The organism is Roseibium sp. MMSF_3544, assembly GCF_030732845.1.
GTDB lineage: Bacteria > Pseudomonadota > Alphaproteobacteria > Rhizobiales > Stappiaceae > Roseibium.
In genome coordinates this window covers 76,033-95,359 of the sequence record NZ_JASHKA010000019.1, presented here as the reverse complement: position 1 = coordinate 95,359, position 19,327 = coordinate 76,033, and the positions used below count along the sequence as shown (strand labels likewise).

19 protein-coding genes are annotated in these 19,327 nt (G+C 58.2%); 7 read left to right on the top strand and 12 right to left on the bottom strand.

The genetic code is table 11. The annotated features are described in order from the left end of the window. Window positions 1–83: 83 nt before the first annotated feature. Window positions 84–1,253, top strand: coding sequence for an alpha/beta hydrolase (locus tag RBB47_RS23165; protein ID WP_305988273.1), 1,170 nt, complete (start codon window positions 84–86; stop codon window positions 1,251–1,253). Between the two features lie 6 nt (window positions 1,254–1,259). Here the strand turns inward: RBB47_RS23165 and RBB47_RS23160 are convergent, their stop codons facing one another. The 5 genes from RBB47_RS23160 to RBB47_RS23140 form a co-directional block, all read right to left on the bottom strand. Further along, window positions 1,260–2,627 carry an MFS transporter gene (locus RBB47_RS23160; RefSeq protein ID WP_305988272.1) on the bottom strand — a complete coding sequence of 456 codons (1,368 nt, stop codon included), beginning with the start codon at window positions 2,625–2,627 and terminating at the stop codon, window positions 1,260–1,262. A 158-nt stretch (window positions 2,628–2,785) separates the two neighbouring features. Further along, window positions 2,786–3,304 carry a DinB family protein gene (locus RBB47_RS23155; RefSeq protein ID WP_305988271.1) on the bottom strand — a complete coding sequence of 173 codons (519 nt, stop codon included), beginning with the start codon at window positions 3,302–3,304 and terminating at the stop codon, window positions 2,786–2,788. Window positions 3,305–3,324: 20 nt separating this feature from the next. Further along, window positions 3,325–3,984 carry a carbonic anhydrase gene (locus RBB47_RS23150; protein ID WP_305988270.1) on the bottom strand — a complete coding sequence of 220 codons (660 nt, stop codon included), beginning with the start codon at window positions 3,982–3,984 and terminating at the stop codon, window positions 3,325–3,327. A gap of 117 nt (window positions 3,985–4,101) precedes the next feature. Further along, window positions 4,102–4,413: a P-II family nitrogen regulator gene (locus tag RBB47_RS23145; RefSeq protein WP_305988269.1), complete on the bottom strand. Its 312-nt coding sequence runs from the start codon at window positions 4,411–4,413 to the stop codon at window positions 4,102–4,104. Window positions 4,414–4,417: 4 nt separating this feature from the next. Further along, the gene (locus RBB47_RS23140) at window positions 4,418–5,413 is read right to left on the bottom strand and encodes a sodium-dependent bicarbonate transport family permease (RefSeq protein WP_305988268.1); all 996 of its coding nucleotides are present in this window, start codon (window positions 5,411–5,413) and stop codon (window positions 4,418–4,420) included. A 254-nt stretch (window positions 5,414–5,667) separates the two neighbouring features. Here RBB47_RS23140 and RBB47_RS23135 point away from each other — a divergent pair, with 254 nt between their 5' ends. Beyond that, window positions 5,668–6,774, top strand: coding sequence for a glycine cleavage T C-terminal barrel domain-containing protein (locus RBB47_RS23135; protein WP_305988267.1), 1,107 nt, complete (start codon window positions 5,668–5,670; stop codon window positions 6,772–6,774). A gap of 21 nt (window positions 6,775–6,795) precedes the next feature. Here RBB47_RS23135 and RBB47_RS23130 read toward each other — a convergent pair whose 3' ends face one another. Further along, window positions 6,796–7,173, bottom strand: a complete 378-nt coding sequence (locus RBB47_RS23130; RefSeq protein ID WP_305988266.1) for a hypothetical protein — start codon at window positions 7,171–7,173, stop codon at window positions 6,796–6,798. A gap of 174 nt (window positions 7,174–7,347) precedes the next feature. Next, window positions 7,348–9,345: a protein meaA gene (locus RBB47_RS23125; protein ID WP_305988265.1), complete on the bottom strand. Its 1,998-nt coding sequence runs from the start codon at window positions 9,343–9,345 to the stop codon at window positions 7,348–7,350. A gap of 284 nt (window positions 9,346–9,629) precedes the next feature. Between RBB47_RS23125 and ccrA the strand changes: the two genes are divergently transcribed. Both ccrA and RBB47_RS23115 read left to right on the top strand, forming a co-directional pair. Beyond that, a complete protein-coding gene (gene ccrA / locus RBB47_RS23120; protein ID WP_305988264.1) occupies window positions 9,630–10,925 on the top strand; it encodes a crotonyl-CoA carboxylase/reductase in 1,296 nt (431 codons plus the stop codon). Window positions 10,926–11,590: 665 nt separating this feature from the next. Continuing rightward, window positions 11,591–12,127: a CAP domain-containing protein gene (locus RBB47_RS23115; protein ID WP_305988263.1), complete on the top strand. Its 537-nt coding sequence runs from the start codon at window positions 11,591–11,593 to the stop codon at window positions 12,125–12,127. Window positions 12,128–12,131: 4 nt separating this feature from the next. On the opposite strand, the gene RBB47_RS23110 is transcribed toward RBB47_RS23115, so the two are convergent. Next, window positions 12,132–12,542 carry an SH3 domain-containing protein gene (locus RBB47_RS23110; RefSeq protein ID WP_305988262.1) on the bottom strand — a complete coding sequence of 137 codons (411 nt, stop codon included), beginning with the start codon at window positions 12,540–12,542 and terminating at the stop codon, window positions 12,132–12,134. 212 nt (window positions 12,543–12,754) lie between these two features. On the opposite strand from RBB47_RS23110, the gene RBB47_RS23105 reads away from it, so the two are divergent. Continuing rightward, window positions 12,755–13,246, top strand: coding sequence for a hypothetical protein (locus tag RBB47_RS23105; protein WP_305988261.1), 492 nt, complete (start codon window positions 12,755–12,757; stop codon window positions 13,244–13,246). Between the two features lie 68 nt (window positions 13,247–13,314). Here RBB47_RS23105 and RBB47_RS23100 read toward each other — a convergent pair whose 3' ends face one another. After that, window positions 13,315–14,046 carry a GH25 family lysozyme gene (locus tag RBB47_RS23100; RefSeq protein WP_305988260.1) on the bottom strand — a complete coding sequence of 244 codons (732 nt, stop codon included), beginning with the start codon at window positions 14,044–14,046 and terminating at the stop codon, window positions 13,315–13,317. 306 nt (window positions 14,047–14,352) lie between these two features. Here RBB47_RS23100 and xth point away from each other — a divergent pair, with 306 nt between their 5' ends. After that, a complete protein-coding gene (gene xth, locus RBB47_RS23095) occupies window positions 14,353–15,162 on the top strand; it encodes an exodeoxyribonuclease III (protein ID WP_305988259.1) in 810 nt (269 codons plus the stop codon). Window positions 15,163–15,175: 13 nt separating this feature from the next. Here the strand turns inward: xth and RBB47_RS23090 are convergent, their stop codons facing one another. Continuing rightward, a complete protein-coding gene (locus RBB47_RS23090; RefSeq protein WP_305988258.1) occupies window positions 15,176–16,117 on the bottom strand; it encodes an aminotransferase class IV in 942 nt (313 codons plus the stop codon). Between the two features lie 40 nt (window positions 16,118–16,157). Beyond that, the gene (locus tag RBB47_RS23085; protein WP_305988257.1) at window positions 16,158–17,132 is read right to left on the bottom strand and encodes an NADPH:quinone oxidoreductase family protein; all 975 of its coding nucleotides are present in this window, start codon (window positions 17,130–17,132) and stop codon (window positions 16,158–16,160) included. A gap of 181 nt (window positions 17,133–17,313) precedes the next feature. Here RBB47_RS23085 and RBB47_RS23080 point away from each other — a divergent pair, with 181 nt between their 5' ends. Further along, a complete protein-coding gene (locus RBB47_RS23080) occupies window positions 17,314–17,859 on the top strand; it encodes an RNA methyltransferase (RefSeq protein WP_305988256.1) in 546 nt (181 codons plus the stop codon). Window positions 17,860–17,893: 34 nt separating this feature from the next. On the opposite strand, the gene RBB47_RS23075 is transcribed toward RBB47_RS23080, so the two are convergent. Continuing rightward, window positions 17,894–19,324, bottom strand: a complete 1,431-nt coding sequence (locus RBB47_RS23075; protein WP_305988255.1) for an MFS transporter — start codon at window positions 19,322–19,324, stop codon at window positions 17,894–17,896. Window positions 19,325–19,327 lie beyond the last annotated feature (3 nt).

Here is a 19,327-nt window from a genome sequence, read left to right as displayed (position 1 = left end):
ACAATTCTGTTGCATTGACCTGCTTCCATTGGAAAAATTGATCCAGTCAGAGCGAACGCTTGGCTGCAGGAGGCAGCGGAACAATGACAAGATTCCTTTTCGTATTTCTTTTTGTTGTTTTCGGATCGGGTGCTTACGCCCAGGACACCTGGAAGGTGGAGAGGCTGAAGGCGACTGCGGATGTCTATCCGGGGGAAGAATTGCTTTCCACCAACGGGATCGAAACGCTCACCTATTTCAAAGCGGGCAGTTCGTCCAAACCCCTGATGATATTTGTTCCCGGAGGGTTTCATCTTGCACGGGTCGCCTACGGCTATCCCGGAGGCGACGACAAGGATTTTCTCGCCTACTGGCTTGGGCAATTGGGGTATTCGTTCCTGGGGGCGTCCTACCCGACTGGCAACAAGGTGTATTCCAAGGTCTATCCGGACTTCACCATCCGGGACTGGGGCAAACAGGTCGCGGCCAGTGCAAAGTTTTACATTGAGCGCGAGGGGCTTTCCAAAGACGTTATCGTCATGGGGTGGAGCGCAGGCGGGCAGATCGCCCAGTCCGTTTATGAAGCTGCCCAGGCCGAAGGCTTGAATGTCGAACTCTTTGTCTCGCTCGCGTCAACGCCACCAGTCCCTCTTTTGCTTGCAGCTCCGGGCGAAATCAAGGAACAGGCAGACGGTCTGTCGGCAGCACCGCAGTTTTACGACCTGTTCAAACAGTATGTCTGGGCACAGGACGAAATGAACGGCCACGCTATCATTCCATGGAATGTTTTCGAGACTGATATTCTCGGGCCGATCCCCGTTGCCCTGAACGCGATCATGATGGCCTCAAAATATGAGGACGGGAAATACGTGAAAGACCTCGACTGGTCGATTTCGGACACAGGCGGACTGAAATTTTCGGACTTCCCACTCGTTGTGACAATTTCCGGGAACAAGATCCTCGACACTGTGCATGCGGCAACGGACCGCGGAAACTGGGGCATCTACCAGATCCAGCATCTTTTCCGAAACATCGTCGAACCGGCCTTCGACGGCACCGAAAATATTGATCCGCAGGAGTGGCAGGGCCTCATGGACGAAATGTCCTACGCAACCTCCGGCGCTCTCAACGCGCGCGTTCCCGGCAACCATTTCTTCTGGTACGGCCAATTCGGAGCGCGCGAAACGGCTCACCAGATCGATGTTCTCCGGTTCCGGGCCGACAACCTGCGCAACAACATGAAGTCGATCATCGAGCGCATAAAGGCGAAGTAACGTCGTTCAGGAACCGTCTTTGGCCGATTTCGCCTCGCTCAGCGCCAGAAACGACAGAGCAAGGCCAGCAAAGAGAAGCGATCCGCAGACCAAAAAGACCGTCGGAATGCTGAAGCCAGCGGTAATCATCGCACTCGAAATGGCAACACCAATTGTGGAACCAAGTAGCCGGATAGTGACAATGGTGCCGCTCAATTGGCCCTGCTCGTTTTCCGGCGCAGCATTGACCGCGATACGCCTCGACGGCCCTGCAATACAGACCATCGCGATGCCCCAGACCAGCAAAGGCACTGCAAAAAGCAGATAGGATTTCTGAGGCAGCAAAAACCCGAGAAGAAGTGTCGCCGACCCGGAGAAAAACAGCCCGGTCATCACAACCGGGCGTGAGCCCAACTTGTCCGCCAACCTGCCCACGGGCGCGGAAATGAAGGGAAATGCAATGACGGCAATGAGGGCGGCCACGCCCGCCTGTGCCGGAGTGTATCCCATCTCGTTCTGCAAGAAGATGGGAAAGAACACCGCCATAACAATCAGGGCATATTGGCAGGCCATAAAAACAATGCAGGCGCTCAGGAATTCGGGAACCCGGAACAGCTTCACATCTATCAGTGGCTGTTTCTGCCGGTGTTCATACCGGTCAAGGCCAATCAGACCGGCAATTCCCAAGGCCGCGCTCAAGAGAATTACAGCGCTTCCCCAACCGAGCGTGGCGCCCTGCATCAGAGCGAATACGAGTCCCGTCAATCCGATCAGCAGAAACACGACACCGACCCCGTCGATATGCCGCTCGGTGGTTCGTTCGCGGGGCTCTTCCCAGACAAGAAAAGCTATAACCCCGACAATCGTGACAATCGGAATGTTCAACCAGAACACCCAGTTCCAGGAAACATAGTGGGTAACGACACCGCCGACCAAAGGACCGACAGCAAGAAAGATGGTCGCCATCGCCGCGTAAATGCCTATGCCCAACCCGCGTTTTTCCTTCGGATACGCCATGTTGGCCCCAGCCTGGGACAAGGCAAAAATAAACACCGCACCGACGCCCTGGAGTGCCCGCATGGCAATCAGAAAGGCGCCGTCTTCGGCAAAACCGGCAAAAAGGGAAGACGCGGCAAACACGGCGCCGCTGACAACAAGCACGGGCTTCAGACCAAATAGGTCAACACATTTGCCGCCAAGGGCAGCCAGGCAGGTCAATGTCAGGAAATAGGCGTTGACGATCCAATGTGTCGTTCCGGCAGAAAGATCGAGCGACGAGCGGATCGACGGAAGGGCAACGCCCAGGATTGTCTCGTCGAGAAGGACGAGCCCTGACAGGACACCCATAGAACAAATGATCCACAGCCGCCGGCTTTCTTCCGTCAGTCTCAGCACTTTTGCCCCCGTGAACCCGAAGTGGGCAGCGTTTACCGGATCTTACTCAAGCGGAGATACCGCGCTTGTGTCAAACAGAGAAAGATAGGTATTCATCCTGTGTCTGCTTCGAATGGAGCATCTTGATCACTTGAAATCACGCGCGCGGCCCGACCTGTTCAGCCACCGAAGTCGTCGACAAGGTCCGGCATATAGGGCAGATCGGTGATCCCGATATCGATGCCGGATTGCGTGAAAAGGGTCGACAGCTGACCGCGGTGATGGGTCTGGTGATTGAACATGTGCATCACGAGCAGCCATCGCGGGCGGACCCTTGAAACACCGTCGGTGCTTCGGGTCCAGTTCATGTCTTCGCCGAGCCAGTCGTCGGTGAGCTGACCCGTGAAGGTCTCAATGTCTGCGCACATGCTCATATGTGCCGCGCGCAGCTCCGCGTATTCTTCGAAGAGGTCGACGCCCATGCCTTTGACGTCATAACTCCGGTCTGTGAAGCGGCGCATCCACACGCGATCGGCGAAGAGAATGTGATTGAGCGTCGAGTGCACGGACTTAAAGAACGCGCCACGATCTTGCTTGCGCTCCTGATCGCTCATCTTGTCCGCGGCCGCATAGGCCTTGTCGGTCATCCAGGAATTGTAAGCAGCAAGGCGCTGAAAGAGATCGGTGCCTATCTGCATGTTGTCCCCTTCCCCAGGCATCAATCCGGGTCTTTCAAAGCTTCGGGCAGCGCCGTTTCAAAGCGTTCGTTTTCCGGGTCCATCAGCCTGAGTTCACCCGAGCCGATGTCGAACCAGGCGCCATGCAGCGCCAAGCCCGCTTCATCAACCGCCTTTTCAACGAATGGAAAGGTCAAGAGGTTCTTCAGCGATTGCCTGATGCCGGCATATTCCATGGCCAGCTGGGGGTCGTCCGACTTGTCGATCGGCATGCAGGCCATGGCGATCGCAGCCGGTTCCAGGAGCTTGATCCAGCGGCCGATAAATTCGCCGGTCGCCATCGGATCGTTGGCATGCTCACGAAACGCCTTTACACCGCCGCACTGGCCGTGGCCCATGACAACGATATGCTTGACCTTCAGGCTGTTGACCGCGAATTCGATCGCAGCGCTTGTGCCGTGTTGGCCCTGGCTTTCTTCATACGGTGGCACGAGATTGGCGACATTGCGTATGACGAACAGTTCACCCGGACCAGCGTGAAAGATGCCTTCCGGCGTCACCCGGCTGTCGCAGCAGGAAATCACCAGCACATCCGGCTTCTGGCCATAAACCGCAAGGCGTTCGTGGGTTTCCTTGTAGCGGACGAAACCCTTGTTCAGATAGCGGCCGTAACCCTCCAGAAGCGGTGTGGGAAATGTCAACGGAAAGGCCCTCCTTAACAGCACTTTGTGTGCGTTAGGGATGCTTCTTATCACTTGGCCGGTTGAAAGCAAATCGGCCAACCCGATTACGCTTTTTGGATCAGGGACCTGAATTGCCTAGAAACGTTCCGCACGCAGGACCGAGCAGTCCGACACGGTCACCACGCCAATATGGCGTTCAACCACCTCGAATGCAGCTTCGAGCAGCACCTCCAGCCGGTCCGGCCGAATGATGCAGATGATTGCCACCATGCCGCCTGCCCTGGACACCTGGCCCTCACGGCTCCAGCGTCCGGACCGTCCGCTGCCGCCCATGACCGGCAGGATCGTATAACCGGTGACCCCGGCTTCATCGAGCGTATCCGTCAGCCGGGTTTCCATCGGCGCTTCTATGATGATTTCCACCCGTTTAGCGTCGTTCATCTCCATGGGCTTATCCTCCGGTGGCCTGGGCGATGCTCAAGTAAAGCGGAATACCAACCGTCAGGTTGAACGGAAACGTGATTCCAAGCGACATGGTCAGATATATGGAGGGATTTGCTTCCGGCAACGCGACACGCATGGCCGCCGGTACGGCAATGTAGGACGCAGATGCGCTGAGCGTCATCAAAAGCATGGTCCCGCCGACGGACAGTCCGATCAGGCTGCCGGCAATCAGGCCCGCAACCGCACCAATGATGGGCATCAGGATCCCGAACAGGATCAACCCCGGGCGCATAAGTCCGGCGCTGCTGCGCAGCCCGCGCCCGGCGACAAGGCCCATGTCCAGAAGGAAGAGACACAGCACTCCCTTGAAGGGCGACACAATGAAGCTCTCGATCTCGGACAGGCCCTTGGGTCCGGAAAGCATACCGATGAAGAATGAACCGACGAGCAGCACGATCGAGCCGTTCAGCAGAATTTCCCTCAAAAGACCCTTGGTTCCCTTGGCACGCTCGGCGTTCTTGTCGGCAGAGGAAAATCTTGCGGCAAGCCAGAGGGCGGAAAGAATGGCAGGCGCTTCCATCGCAGCAGCCACGGCGACAAGATAACCCTCGCTGGCAATGCCCTGGCTTTGCAGAACGGATGTCGCCGCGACAAAGGTGACAATGGAAATCGACCCGTAGTGACCGGCAACGGCGGCTGCATCGACTGTCCCCAGTCGCGTCATCATGCGCAGCAGGCCGAAAGCGGTGAAGGGAATGGCAAAGGAGAGAATGACACCTGCGACCAACGCAAGCAGGAGGGTCGCATCCACCCCGTGTTCGCTCACGCTGACCCCGCCCTTGAAGCCGATTGCAAACAGCAAATAGATCGAGAGCGCCTTCGCCGCAGCTTCAGGCACCGACAGATCCGATCGGGCAATTGCTGCAGCCAGGCCAAGCGCAAAGAAGAGGATGATCGGCGACAGCAGGTTTTCCGCCGCCAACGAAAGAATTGTCTCAACCAATGTCTGTCGTACCCTTAACCCACGCGTATCGGGTCCTTACGGACCGGGATACGTAAGATTACTTATTCGCGCCGGTGTAAGACGTCTCATCAGACACTTCAAGGAAAATCGGGTGCGAAACGGCATAAGCAAAAAAGTGAAGGGGCAAAAGAAAACACCCGCCGCGCAGACGTGCAACAAAGTTCTTTCCCCTCCTGCCTGAAACTCAGCAATACTGCGATTCTAGGACATGTTGATCCGCACAGGACCGCACAATGGCAGAGATCGTTTCAGCAGGACGCCTCAGAAAATCCCCTTACTATCATTCCACGATCGCGGAGGGTGCAGAGTCGCTGCTCACATACAATCGAATGCTGATCCCGCGCGGATATGGCGACCGGGAAGCCGAATACTGGCGGCTGATAAACGGCGTATCGATGTGGGACGTTGCCGCGCAGCGACAGGTAAAGTTAAAGGGACCCGACGCTGCACGTCTTGCCCAGGTTCTTTGCGCAAGGGATCTGTCCACGCAAAAGGTCAACCAGGGAAAATATGTGCCGATCTGCGATCATCGGGGTACGCTGATCAACGATCCGATCGCGCTCAAGATCGAAGACGACTGTTATTGGCTTTCAATCGGCAATTCCGACATCTGGTTCTGGGCGAGCTGTGTCGCTGGTGAGCGCGGGCTTGACGTGGAGATATCCGAGCCGGACGTGTCTCCGCTGGCGGTTCAAGGCCCGCAAGCGGAAAATGTGGTTGCGGGCCTCTTTGGCGATTGGGTGCGGGATCTGAAATATTTCTGGTTCGGCAGCGCAGAGATCGAAGGTATCCCGCTGAAAATTGCCAGGTCCGGATGGTCGAAACAGGGTGGTTTCGAGCTTTACCTCATGGACGGAACCAAGGGCGACGCGTTGTGGCAGATCGTCAAGGAAGCGGGCAAGCCGTTCGATATCGGCCCGGGCTACCCCAATCCGTCAGAACGCACGGAAAGCGGCCTCCTGAACTGGGGAACGGACACCGACGAACGCACCAATCCCTTTGAGGTCCGTCTGGGAAACTATGTGAATCTGGAAATTGACGATGAAGTCATCGGCATCAGGGCCCTGCGGCAAATCAGGTCGGATGGCATAAAGCGGCACCAGCTTGGCATAATGCTGGGCGACAAGGAGGAACACGAAGACCAGTCGATCCGCCTGGACATTGAGAAGAACGGCCGAAAAGTGGGTCACATGACACACAAGGCCTGGTCCTATCGGCTCAAGCGCATGATCGGCTATGCGCTGATTTCGGTGGAGGCCAGGGCGGGCGACGAGGTTCAGGTGTTAAAGGAGGGACGCTACGTCGACGGAGAACTGGTCAGCCTGCCGTTCCTGCCTTGAGGCGGCCACGCGTGCGACGCCTCAGGTCGCCACATTCACCTTGTGTTGCGCGTCCCCGTCTTCATGGTCTTCATAGGCGTGGCGGATGCTGTCCGGAAGGAGCCCTTCGCGTGCCCCTTCAAGTGGATGCACCGGCCCGTGATCTATGCCGGGTTCAAGCGCTTGTAACGCGGCCGCGCGGTAAGCAGCCACGCCGTCAAGGGCATGACTTTCGAGGTGATGAGCATCAATGAGAACAGCCGGTTCGTTCTCCGAATAACCGGTATCATTGTCATGGCGCTGCGGACTGTTACGCCTGTTTCTGCGGTCATAACCGGTGCCGTCACCGTCCCTGTCCGCAGGATACTCTGTCGCATGCGCCACGACCTGGGCCGATTGAGGCCTTTCGATCGTCGCCATTCTGGCCTCCTGGCCGTCAGAGAAGACCGCCTTCTGGCGGAACTCTCCGAGTTTCTCAACAAAGTGTTAACAAAGCTTTACGCAAGGTTAACCCATTGAGTTACCGGCGACAATGACCGTCAGCAGCAGTCTCCACCAGGTTTTTGCCAGGGTCAGGGCCCTAGGGCACGTACCCTACGCAGCCACTTCGGCGGAACTGCCGACGATCCTGACGACGTCCGCCATGATGTCCGTCAGTTGAAAGTCCTTCGGCGTGTAGACTGCCGCGATCCCCATCGCCTTCAATTGCACCGCATCTTCGTCCGGAATAATGCCGCCGACCACAACCGGAATGTCGTCTGCTCCGGCGCTTCTCAGCCGGTCCATGACATCTCGGACCAAAGCAAGGTGCGATCCGGACAGGATGGACAGGCCGATCACGTGAACATCCTCTTCAACAGCCGCATTGACGATCTGTGCCGGTGTCAGCCGGATGCCTTCATAGACGACTTCCATGCCACAATCGCGCGCGCGCACGGCAATCTGCTCCGCGCCGTTGGAATGCCCGTCCAGACCGGGCTTGCCGACCAGGAACTTGAGACGACGGCCAAGCCGTTCAGACACGAGGTCAACGTCTTTGCGCACAGCGGCAAGATCACCGGCATCGTCGCGCGCTGCCTGACCGACACCGGTCGGCGCACGGTATTCGCCAAAGACGTCGCGAAGGGTTCTGCCCCATTCGCCGGTCGTGACACCGGCTTTCGCAGCGGCAATGGATGGCTCCATGATGTTCCGGCCTTCCTGCGCAGCTGACTTCAGCTCTTCAAGCGCGCCGTTGACGGCTGCCTGATCGCGGGCGTCGCGCCACGCCTTGACCTTTTCAATTGCCTCTTCTTCGACGTGCTCCGGGACCGTCAGGATTGCGCCGTCCTCACCTGCCGCAAGCGGAGACGGTTCGCTCTCCGTCCACTTATTCACACCGACAACCACCTGCTCGCCCGCTTCGATCGCGGCAAGACGTGCCGAATTCGCCTCAACGAGTTGCCGTTTCATGTAGCTGCTGTCGACAGCCGCAACCGCGCCGCCCATAGCATCGATCCTGGCGAGTTCCTCGCGCGCCTCGGCTTTCAGCGCCTCGACCTTTTTGGTGATTTCGGCGGATCCGTCGAAGATATCGGCATATTCGAGCAGGTCAGTCTCATACGCCATGATCTGCTGCATTCTGAGCGACCACTGCTGATCGAAAGGTCGCGGCAGACCGAGCGCCTCGTTCCAGGCCGGCAGCTGCACCGCTCGAGCGCGCGCGTTCTTGGACAGCACCACGGCGAGCATTTCCACCAGGATCCGGTAGACGTTGTTCTCCGGCTGCTGCTCCGTCAGGCCCAGCGAATTCACCTGGACGCCATAGCGAAAGCGCCGGTAGCGCTCGTCCTCAACACCATAGCGCTCACGGCAGATTTCATCCCAGAGTTCCGTGAACGCGCGCATCTTGCACATCTCGGTAATGAACCGCATGCCGGCGTTGACGAAGAAGGAGATCCGGCCGACTGCTTTCGGAAAATCCTCGTCCGGTATCGCCCCGCTGGCCTTCATGGAATCCAGAATGGCGACCGCCGTCGCCAGCGCGAAGGACAGCTCCTGAACCGGTGTCGCCCCTGCTTCCTGCAAATGATAGGAGCAGACGTTCATCGGGTTCCATTTCGGCATGTTGGAATAGGTCCAGGCGATCACGTCGGTCGTCAATCTCAGCGACGGCGCCGGCGGGAACACGTAGGTTCCGCGGGACAGGTATTCCTTGATGATGTCGTTCTGGGTCGTGCCCGAAAGCAGCTTGCGATCCGCCCCCTGCTCGTCTGCAGCGGCGATATAAAGCGACAGAAGCCAAGGCGCGGTCGCATTGATCGTCATGGAGGTGTTCATGCGTTCAAGCGGGATTTCGTTGAACAGCGTATGCATGTCGCCCAGATGCGCAATCGGCACGCCGACCTTGCCGACTTCACCGCGCGCCAGAAGATCATCCGGGTCGTATCCGGTCTGCGTCGGCAGATCGAAAGCAACGGACAATCCGGTCTGCCCTTTGGCAAGATTGCCGCGGTAAAGCTTGTTTGAGTCGGCTGCCGTGGAATGTCCCGCATAGGTCCGGAAAATCCACGGGCGGTCGCGTTCACCACCAATGTTACCCGTTTGGCTCATGCCACAACTCCTCCTAAGGCTTTCTACTGCCTGTCTTATTTTGTCTCAGCAGTGCCCAGACTGCCATGATCTCCCTGTTCGATGGCAGCGTGCCCGATATTACGCGCATGCGAAATCGTTCTGTGCAATGCAAAATATGCTTGGCATTAAAACGCAAGTTAAGCAATAGTCGTATAGATCGACACCCAATTTTGAACAATAGTTGCGCAAAATCGGGTTTCGAGCCATTTGAGCCTTGTGCAGATGCGAAATCTTGAGCCACGAAAAGCCCTGGGAGGGGATGAATGACAGCGACAGCCGAAGCCAATGACAACCGAACGCGCGAGGATGCTCCGGTGAAAGACCTTTATGAAATCGGTGAGATTCCACCGCTCGGTCATGTCCCGAAGAACATGTATGCCTGGGCGATCCGCCGCGAGCGCCACGGCGCACCGGAAGACGCCATGCAGCTTGAGGTCGTGCCGACCTGGGAACTGGACAGCCACGAAGTGCTGGTCCTGGTGATGGCCGCGGGCGTCAACTACAACGGCATCTGGGCCGGTCTTGGTGAACCGATCAGCCCGTTTGACGGCCACGGCGCGCCCTATCACATCGCCGGGTCCGACGCCTCGGGCATTGTCTGGGCGGTCGGCGACAAGGTGAAGCGCTGGAAAGTCGGCGATGAGGTCGTCATTCACTGTAACCAGGATGACGGCGACGATGAGGAGTGCAACGGTGGCGATCCGATGTTCTCCAACACCCAGCGCATCTGGGGCTATGAAACCCCGGACGGGTCCTTTGCCCAGTTCACGCGTGCGCAGGCGCAGCAGCTCATGCCGCGTCCGAAACACCTGACGTGGGAAGAGGCCGCCTGCTACACGCTGACCCTGGCGACCGCCTACCGTATGCTGTTCGGCCACCATCCACATGAATTGAAGCCAGGCCAGAACGTTCTTGTCTGGGGCGCTTCCGGCGGTCTCGGGTCCTATGCGATCCAGTTGATCACAGCGGCAGGTGCAAACGCGATCGGCGTGATCTCCGACGAGGACAAGCGTCAGTTCGTCATGGACCTTGGTGCCAAAGGCGTGATCAACCGCAAGGATTTCAACTGCTGGGGTCAATTGCCGACCGTCGGTTCGCCCGAATACGGCGAATGGTTCAAGGAAGCCCGCAAATTCGGCAAGGCGATCTGGGAATTCACCGGTAAAGGCAACAATGTCGACATTGTTTTCGAGCACCCGGGCGAATCAACCTTCCCGATATCGACATTCGTCTGCAAAAAGGGCGGCATGGTCGTGATCTGCGCCGGGACCTCCGGCTTCAACTGCACGTTCGACGTCCGCTACATGTGGATGCACCAGAAGCGTCTGCAGGGCTCGCACTTTGCCCACCTGAAACAGGCGGCTGCGGCCAACAAGCTTATGATTGAGCGGCGCATCGATCCGTATATGTCGGAAGTCTTCCCGTGGGATCAGATCCCCAAGGCCCACACCAAGATGTGGAACAACCAGCATGCACCCGGCAACATGTCGGTCCTGGTTTCCGCTCCAACGACCGGCCTCAGAACGTTTGAAGACGTTCTGGAAGCAGGAAAACGCTAACGCAGAGCTCCCTGAAAGGCTCGGGTTCTCACCCGAAAGCCTAACACAGCCTGACCGGCCCGAGCTTCGGGCCGGTCTTTTTGTGTCGCGACCGATATTCGGAGACAGGCATCCGTCTGCGACTACGCCTGGCAAAGCCGGTTCCACACGTGACCTCATCCTGAGGAAGCGCGCAGCGCTGTCTCGAAGGATGGGCCACACCTGCCTGGGCAAGCCGCCCATCCTTCGAGACGGCCCTCCTCAGGATGAAGGTGAGGTGGTGCAGGCAAGTGCCTCGCGGTGCGAAGGAACTCAATTCGTATTGAAACGCATATGTCACTCCGGACGATCATCGGGAGATCCGGGGCCCACTCGTTTGCAGAGACGTGGTGGCGTTTCCAGCATTCCCAACGATCAGCAAGCAGAAAAGCGAGAGGGTCTCGGATCTCCGCTACGCTGCGTCCGGGATGACACACATTCCCACGGCATCTTCGCTCAGGCTGGCCTTTCACGTGATTGGATCAGCCGCGTCCAAAGCAACTGGCACTCATCGGCTGAACAGATGCGAATAGTGCACGAATAGGTCATGCCCACAGCTCATTTCAGATCTGCCGTATTTCTGCTGCGATGTCGTCCCATCACCGGAAGCATCTTTCCGAATCAGGTTTTCCGGAGAACTGCCTCAGGTGATCGAAACAAAGTCCGGTCTGAGGACCGTTAAACTGGCCTTCGCCGCGCTGGCGGTCATCGCCATTGCCGCTTGCCAGAGCGAGCGCTTTCAGCAACCGCCGTTTTACCGGGATCTTGCGAAATCGGATGGCGAAGTCGATGCGACGACGGCAGCACAGATGATCTCGCAGTATAGGATCAACAACGGCCTGTCGGCGGTCGCTCCGGATGCGCAGCTCACCGGAATTGCGAGATCTCAGGCGGACGCGATGGCGGCAGCCGGAAGCGTTCAGGCGTCGCTTGCACCGGACCAGCAACTGGCAACGCGCATGAGTTCCATTGGAGAGCCGAACACGGCAGCTGCCGAAAATGTCAGTGCCGGTTATCGCACCTTCGCGGAAGCTTTTTCCGGCTGGCGGGAATCGCCCAAACACAATCAGGTTCTGCTGACGCAGGATGCGACCCGGCTTGGCATTGCCACGGCTTATTCGCCGAATGCCAAGCATAAGGTCTTCTGGTCATTGGTCCTGGCAGCTCCGAAACCGGGCAGCTGACGCCTTAGCGGTAGTAGCGACGCGGATAGATCGGCTGAACAGGCCTTACGACTGCGGGCGGCCTCCGGTAGATCCGGTAATTGTTGTAATAGCGCGGCACGCCGATATAAACACCGGCGCTCGGGATCGGGCGGCCATAGTAGTTGCCCTGAACGCCATAGCTCAGATACTTGCCGGAGACCCAGCCCTTGGCATTGCCAAAGGCGGCATCGCACCAGGAAAAATTGGAGGTGCATCCGAACACCGTCACGCCACCGCCTTGCGGAACAGTGGTGATCACTGGGTAATTCGTCCCAGGACCGGTGCGCATGTTCAAATTGGACGTTGTATAGGCGATCGCGGGGCCGGATTGAGCCAATGCGGGTATCGACATCATAGCCACGGCGGCAGCCGCCAGCGACAAACGGATCATCATTTTTGTTACTCCGATTAATCTGAAGTCGGGAACACGACAATCCCGAGCTGCAAGCCCACACAGGCGCACACTTGGGAACACAAGATGGCGAAAATATAGCGCGTCAGGCGTCAGCCCCGGAACCGCAGGACCCGAAACCCAATTTCTCCTTGCCTTCCCTTTGTTCAATCGGCTTCATTAAATTTGGGAAATGTGGCGGGAGACAAACCAAAATGATTGAATTTCAGAAACTTGCCTTTGCGTTGGCAATCGCAGTCGCTGGTCTGACATTTGCCCCGACGGATGTGGCAGCATCTGATTCCCATGCCGGCTATTACTACCCGACACCGCAGACGCACGAAGTCTATATCTCCGAGCTTCCAACGGCGCGCGACGCGCAGAAGCGATCGCGGGCAGCCTTTGTCATCGGCCTTGCTGCCCAGCATGCGAAACAGAACCATGCAGCGGGTTACCACCTTTTTGCCAAAGGCGGCGACCTGGAGAAACTGATCATCGTTGCCACCGGAGACGGTCAGTACGACACGCTTTACCGCATGCGGGCCCTGCTCGCGTCCCTGACTTCACTGGCGCGCTCGACGGAACTGTTCGCACGTTCCAACCATCCACACGAATTGAATTTTCTGGACTTCTGCAAACTGATCGGGTTCACCCAGGTCACCGTGAGCAACGGCAAGGACATCGCCCACCAGATCAAGATCCAATAGGCCCGCGGCCGCTCGCACGGAAGACGTTGCCCGAAACCGGACGCGAATGATGGCCGCGCCTCAGTGCCTCAGCGCCTCAGATTCCCGTTGAGCCAGTCGCGATATTGTCTTTTGCTTCCGAAGAAGGTGTTGCGATCGACGTCACCCTTAATCCCCCGCACGCGCCCTTCAGCGGTGTATTGCCAGAAGACCCAATCATCACGTTGGTCGTAGATGTTCATCGGGTGCGTCGCGACGGATCGCAGCCAGAACTGTTCGCCCTTCAGCGCGCCAACCAGCCGGTCCCGGTGAAAGTCCACCGATGAATAGATCACCGGACGTTTGCCGTAGTGCCGTTCCATCTCGTCCAGAAAGATCTTCATGTCGCGCACGATCTGGCTGCGTTCGGGCCGCAACTGGCAGGTTTTCGAATGGGCGTTCCATTCCATGTCGAGTACCAGCGGGATTGCCTTGGGGTCCTTGGGCACGATCTCCTTGACCCAGGAGATCTGTTCCTCGACCGGGCGACAGAAATAATAGAAGTGATAGGCCCCTCTCGGAACACCCGCCTTGCGCGCCGCAATCCAGTTTTCTGCAAAGCGCGGATCAACGTGATCGCCGCCCTCGGTCGCCTTGATCCAGGCAAAGGCGACGCCGGACTGCTTGACCTGGTTCCAGTCGATATCCCCCTGCCAGCGAGACACGTCGATGCCGTGGACCGGATAGTCTTCAGGAACCGGATCAGGGAAATCGTAGGCCGAACAGGCACCCAGGAACAATATTCCGACAAGTGAACAGAACGATTTGACCAGCGCCAGCACAGCAACCTCGACAGAGTAAAGAAAGGCTTATTCTTTCCGCTCAAAATGCGCGGGACTTCCTAACGGAACGTGGACAAATTCACGATTTCTCCGCAAAAACACGTATTCATTTTCGTCTCGAAAGCCCATTAGGGCGGTATTGCGGCAGTACCAAGACGAAAGCGGGTCAATCACGGGCTTTTCAAACGATCTCTGCCGCATTGTGCATGCATCTGGTGATCGCCCGCAGGGTCCAGCCAAAATCAATTGCACTCACTGGTCGAATCCTTATGACTGTGCCAACGCAACTCTGGCAGCAAGGCATCCATGACCGACCGGCTCAAACTCGTCACCTGGAACATCAATTCCGTGCGCTTGCGCATGCCCATCGTGGAAAAGCTGATCGACGAAGTCGCCCCCGACGTCATATGCCTTCAGGAGACCAAGTGCCCGGACGCGAACTTTCCCGAAAACGCGATCCGCAAGGCCGGGTATGAACATATCGCGATCAACGGCCAGAAGGGATATCACGGCGTTGCAACGCTCTCGCGGCGGCCCCTTGAGAATGTCGAAAAACGGGATTTTTGCAACGTAGGCGACAGCCGCCATGTGGCGGTCGATATCCCGTTCGGCGGCTCAAGCCTGCGCTTGCACAATTTCTATGTTCCGGCCGGCGGCGACGAACCCAACCGCGAGATCAATCCCAAATTTGCTCACAAGCTGGATTTCATGGCCGAAATGCAGGACTGGCTGCAAGGTCCGGAAACGGACCGGCCCGCCATTGTCGTCGGCGATCTGAACGTCGCGCCGTATGAGCATGACGTGTGGTCGCACAAGCAGCTTCTGAGAGTGGTCTCGCACACGCCCGTTGAAACCGAACTCTTCGAAAAGGTCCGCGAAACGGGTGGGTGGCTGGATGCCATGCGCCAGTTCACGCCAATGGAGGAAAAGCTCTACACCTGGTGGAGCTATCGTGCCAAGGACTGGTCGAAAGCCGACAAGGGCCGCCGGCTGGACCATGTCTGGGTCTCAAAACCGCTTTCACCACATGTGAAAAGCACGGAAGTGCTGCGCGACGCGCGCGGCTGGGAGAAACCTTCGGACCACGCACCGGTGATTGCGATCTTCGAGAAGTGATGGTCGAGACAGGTCAGGGATCGTAAGTGATCTCCGTCCGGTGTTCAGGACGCATTGCCCAGTCGAAGTATCGCTTCTGAATGGACATCGTGACTTCACCTGGGACACCGTTCGAAAAAACGCGGTCGTCGACTTTCGTGACAGGCGCAACGCCGCCGCCGGAGGTGGTGATCAGAACTTCATCGCTCTCAAGCAGCTCCTCGAGCGGAAGCACCCTCACATCGGTTTCCAGTCCCATCTCGGCGCCGATCTCAAGCACCGTCTGACGGCTGATACCTTCAAGAACACCGGCATCAGGCGTAACCAGGCGATTGTTCTTCACCGCGAAAACGTTGAAGCCCGGACCTTCGGTGACGTTGCCGTCGCCGTCCAGCAGCATCACCGTCTCCGCACCGGCTTCCTTCGCTTCAAAAAGTCCCTTTGTGAAATCGCCCCAGTGATAATTTTTCACTCTGGGATCGACGCTCGCTTCCGGTATGCGAGAAACGGTCTTGGCGACATGAACTACGGCCCCTGATTTTGCAATGTCCGGCCGGATGACGTGGATATAGGGAACGCACCAGGCAAAGAAGTGGTTTCGGCAATCCCGCGGGTCACGGGACCCGGGGACTGTATTGACACCGCGGGAGGTAACCATGGCGACGTAGGCCCGCCGCAGGCCGGTCGCCGCCACCAGCTCATGAAGGATCGCTTTCACATCGTCCTCGGAGACACCGGGATCCAGGTGAAGCGTTTTCATGGACCGGAAAAAACGGCCCAGATAAAGCCTGAGGCGAAAGAAGCCTCCCTCCCAGACCGGAACAACATCATACGTGATGTCGGAATGGATCAGCCCCCAGTCATTCACGGGAATGGATGCCTCACCGATCGGCATGATCTTGCCACGCATCCACGCAGCACCCGATGCCAGATCCGTTTGACGGGATCCCTCCCGCATGTTGTCTGAATGTGTCATGTCGTCACCAGCGGATGTTTCCCGGAGTTCGCGCCTGGCCTCAAGGCCTCAGGATCACCTTGCCCCGCACCTTGCGCGCGGCAATTTCTTCAAGAGCAGTATCAATGTCTTCAAGGGGGTAGACCGCGTGGATATGCGGCTTCAGCTTGCCCGTCTCAACCCAGTTCAGCACCAGTTCCATGTTTTGCCGATGTCCGTCCGGGTCGCGCTCAAGAGCGGCACCCCAGAACACACCGACCACATCGCAGCTTTTCAGCATGACGATGTTGAGCGGTATCTTCGGAATGTCCCCGGCAGCAAAGCCGATCACAAGGAACCGTCCTTCCCAGGCCGTTGCCCTGAGCGCCTGTTCCGAATGATCCCCGCCGACGGGGTCATAGACCACGTCGACGCCCTTTCCGTCCGTCAGCTCCTTAAGTCGTTCCTTCAAGGGTTCCTTTGAATAATCGATCGTCAGATCCGCGCCGAGCGCCCGCGCGAATTCCAGTTTTTCGGGCGACGACGCACAGGCAATCACGCGCGCGCCCATGACCGAGGCAATCTCGACGGCAGCCTGACCGACCCCGCCGGACGCTCCCAATACGGCAACTGTTTCACCGGACTTCAAATTCGCACGGTCACGATAGGCATGCAGCGTCGTGCCGTAGGTTACAGCCAGACCAGCGGCAATATCAGACGAAACGCCGTCCGGAACCCGAATGAGATCACGCGCCGGGACACAAACCTGTTCGCGGGCGGCGCCCCATTTCATGTAGCCCATGACGCGGTCACCGACGGAAACACCATCCGCGCCGGGACCCAATGCTTCGACGGTTCCGGCAAACTCGGCGCTCGGTGAAAAAGGCAAATCCGGCTTGAACTGGTATTTGCCTTTTGTGATCAGCGTATCGAAGAAATTGAGCGCACAGGCCTCGACCCTGACGATGGCTTCGCCCTGCCCGGCAACGGGTGCATCGATCTCCTCGATAACCAGGCTGGGCGGCGGACCGAAGGACTTGCAAAGACAGGCTTTCAAGGGAACCTCACGCGAAAGGAGACCGTGGCAACGCGAATGCCTCGCCCGATACTGACTGCGAAGCAAGTGCACGTTAACAAGACTTGTGCACGCGACCTATAGGCATTCCGGATAAGCCTGCGGTTCAAAATGGAGGCGTTTTCGGTTAAGAGGCGGCAAACCAGGAATAACGGACGGATAGATGCGCGGATATTTTGCGGTCGGGGCGGAAGGCCTTTCTAAACGGATGAATCTCGGCACGCTGATGCGCTCCGCCCACGCCTTTGGCGCCAGTTTTTTCTTCACCGTCGACGCCGACCAGAAGATCCGGAAAGCACCGCCGTCGGATACGTCCAAGAGCCCCGGGCACCTGCCCGTCTTTACCTGGGACAGCGTCGACACGATGGACTTGCCGCGCGGCTGCCAGCTGGTCGGCATCGAGCTGACGGACGACTCCATCGATCTGCCAAGCTTCGGCCACCCTCTCCAGGCGGCCTATGTCCTCGGACCTGAGCGCGGGTCGCTTTCGCCGCAGATGCTGGAACGCTGCGATCACGTTGTGAAGATCCCGACCAAGTTCTGCATCAATGTCGCCATGGCCGGTGCGATCGTCATGTATGACCGCCATCGCGCGCTCGGCCGCTATGCCGACCGTTCCATCACGGCCGGAGGCCCCAAGATCGAGCGTCCCGAACATGTCAGCGGCGGACCGGTCATGCGCACCGGACGAAAAGTGCCCGGCACCTGATATCCCTTCGGGATGCGTGACGCGGGACGCGCCCTCACACTTGGGGTTTGCGCTGTGTCGCGATCAGCGCCCTACTGACAAGAGCAGCGAATACGGCCATGAACGCAAATGTGGTGAACAGCCAGATCGAGGAGTTTGCCGTCGCGTCGAGGTCGTTTTTCGTATTGAACCCGGACAGATTGGCGACCAGCCCGGCAACCGCCGTGCCGAACGAAACAGCGAACATCTGGATGGTCGACAGCGCCGAGGCCGCGTTTTCCTTTTCCGAAACGTCGGTGAATTGCAGCGCAAAAGTGTTCAGATGCGGCCAGCTCATGCCGATGCCGACACCCACCATGATCAGCGCAAGAGACAGGAACGTCGCCAACCCCGGACCGGTCAGGCTGTAAATCGGTGTTGCCGCGGCAAGTGCCAGGGTTCCGACCAGCATGACAAGCGGCCCGGCTGCAACAGTCCGGTGCATGACGGGTCCGGTAAAGCGCGCCGAATAGACCTCGGCAGAGGACCAGCCGATCGAGACCAGCGCTGCAATGTAGCCGGCAAGCAAGGGCGACAACCCGTGCAGGCGCTGCAGGTAAAACGGCATGAAGAATTCCGCATTCACGCAGAAGATCAGCAGAGACATTGCCGCAAAGGACAGAAACAAGGGCGATCCGGGCTGCATTGCACCTCTTGGGAACAACCGTATCCTTGCGGTGTTTTCCCGCCGCATAAGCACCAGAACCAGAATGACCGACAGCAACACACCAGCCATCGCCGCCGGGGGATAAGTCATCAGCGAGCCTGCCGATACGGCCAGGACTGCGCCGGCCAGCAGCGCAAGCTGACTGTAGGCAATCGGAGCCGCTGGCGCCAGACTGTCCCTGACCTCGGGCAGAAGCCGCCATGCAATGACCGTATAGACGGCTGTCACCGGTATGAGCGAAGCAAACCCGCCGCGCCAAAAGTCAAACTCAGCAAACATCCCTCCGACCGCGGGACCGAAGAGCATCGCAATTCCCCAGGTGCCCGACAGAAGCGCCACGGCGCGCGACCAAAGCCGCTCCGGATAGGCGAACACAATCATCGCGTAACACAGGGTGAACATGATGCCGCCACCGATCCCTTGCACGGATCGGCCCAGAAGCATCACCGGCATGTCCGGTGCGGCCGCCGTGATCAGGCTGCCAAGGGCGAAGATGACACCGGAAAGGGCAAATGAAATCTTTGCGCCCAACCGGTTCAGGATCTTGCCGGTCACGGCCGCGCTCAAAATGGCAGCCAGCGTGAACAGGCTTGAGTTCCAGGCATAGAGCCCCTGACCGCCGATTTCGGAAACGATCGACGGCAACATGGTGGCCGAAATGTTGATATTGACTGCATGCAGGATGATGCCGCCGGCCAGCACCGCAGACACCGGTGCATGCGCACCCCAGAGCACCTCGCTCCAACGCGCTTCGCCGGGTTGCTCGATCGTGGCTGTCATGAG

Bases quoted from the DNA above. Each gene is read 5' to 3' on its own strand.
- ccrA (WP_305988264.1), top strand. From the start codon at position 9,630: ATGACAGCGACAGCCGAAGCCAATGACAACCGAACGCGCGAGGATGCT.
- RBB47_RS23110 (WP_305988262.1), bottom strand. From the start codon at position 12,542: ATGATGATCCGTTTGTCGCTGGCGGCTGCCGCCGTGGCTATGATGTCG.
- xth (WP_305988259.1), top strand. From the start codon at position 14,353: ATGACCGACCGGCTCAAACTCGTCACCTGGAACATCAATTCCGTGCGC.
- RBB47_RS23145 (WP_305988269.1), bottom strand. From the start codon at position 4,413: ATGGAGATGAACGACGCTAAACGGGTGGAAATCATCATAGAAGCGCCG.
- RBB47_RS23130 (WP_305988266.1), bottom strand. From the start codon at position 7,173: ATGGCGACGATCGAAAGGCCTCAATCGGCCCAGGTCGTGGCGCATGCG.
- RBB47_RS23125 (WP_305988265.1), bottom strand. From the start codon at position 9,345: ATGAGCCAAACGGGTAACATTGGTGGTGAACGCGACCGCCCGTGGATT.
- RBB47_RS23075 (WP_305988255.1), bottom strand. From the start codon at position 19,324: ATGACAGCCACGATCGAGCAACCCGGCGAAGCGCGTTGGAGCGAGGTG.
- RBB47_RS23135 (WP_305988267.1), top strand. From the start codon at position 5,668: ATGGCAGAGATCGTTTCAGCAGGACGCCTCAGAAAATCCCCTTACTAT.
- RBB47_RS23090 (WP_305988258.1), bottom strand. From the start codon at position 16,117: ATGACACATTCAGACAACATGCGGGAGGGATCCCGTCAAACGGATCTG.
- RBB47_RS23080 (WP_305988256.1), top strand. From the start codon at position 17,314: ATGCGCGGATATTTTGCGGTCGGGGCGGAAGGCCTTTCTAAACGGATG.
- RBB47_RS23155 (WP_305988271.1), bottom strand. From the start codon at position 3,304: ATGCAGATAGGCACCGATCTCTTTCAGCGCCTTGCTGCTTACAATTCC.
- RBB47_RS23105 (WP_305988261.1), top strand. From the start codon at position 12,755: ATGATTGAATTTCAGAAACTTGCCTTTGCGTTGGCAATCGCAGTCGCT.
- RBB47_RS23165 (WP_305988273.1), top strand. From the start codon at position 84: ATGACAAGATTCCTTTTCGTATTTCTTTTTGTTGTTTTCGGATCGGGT.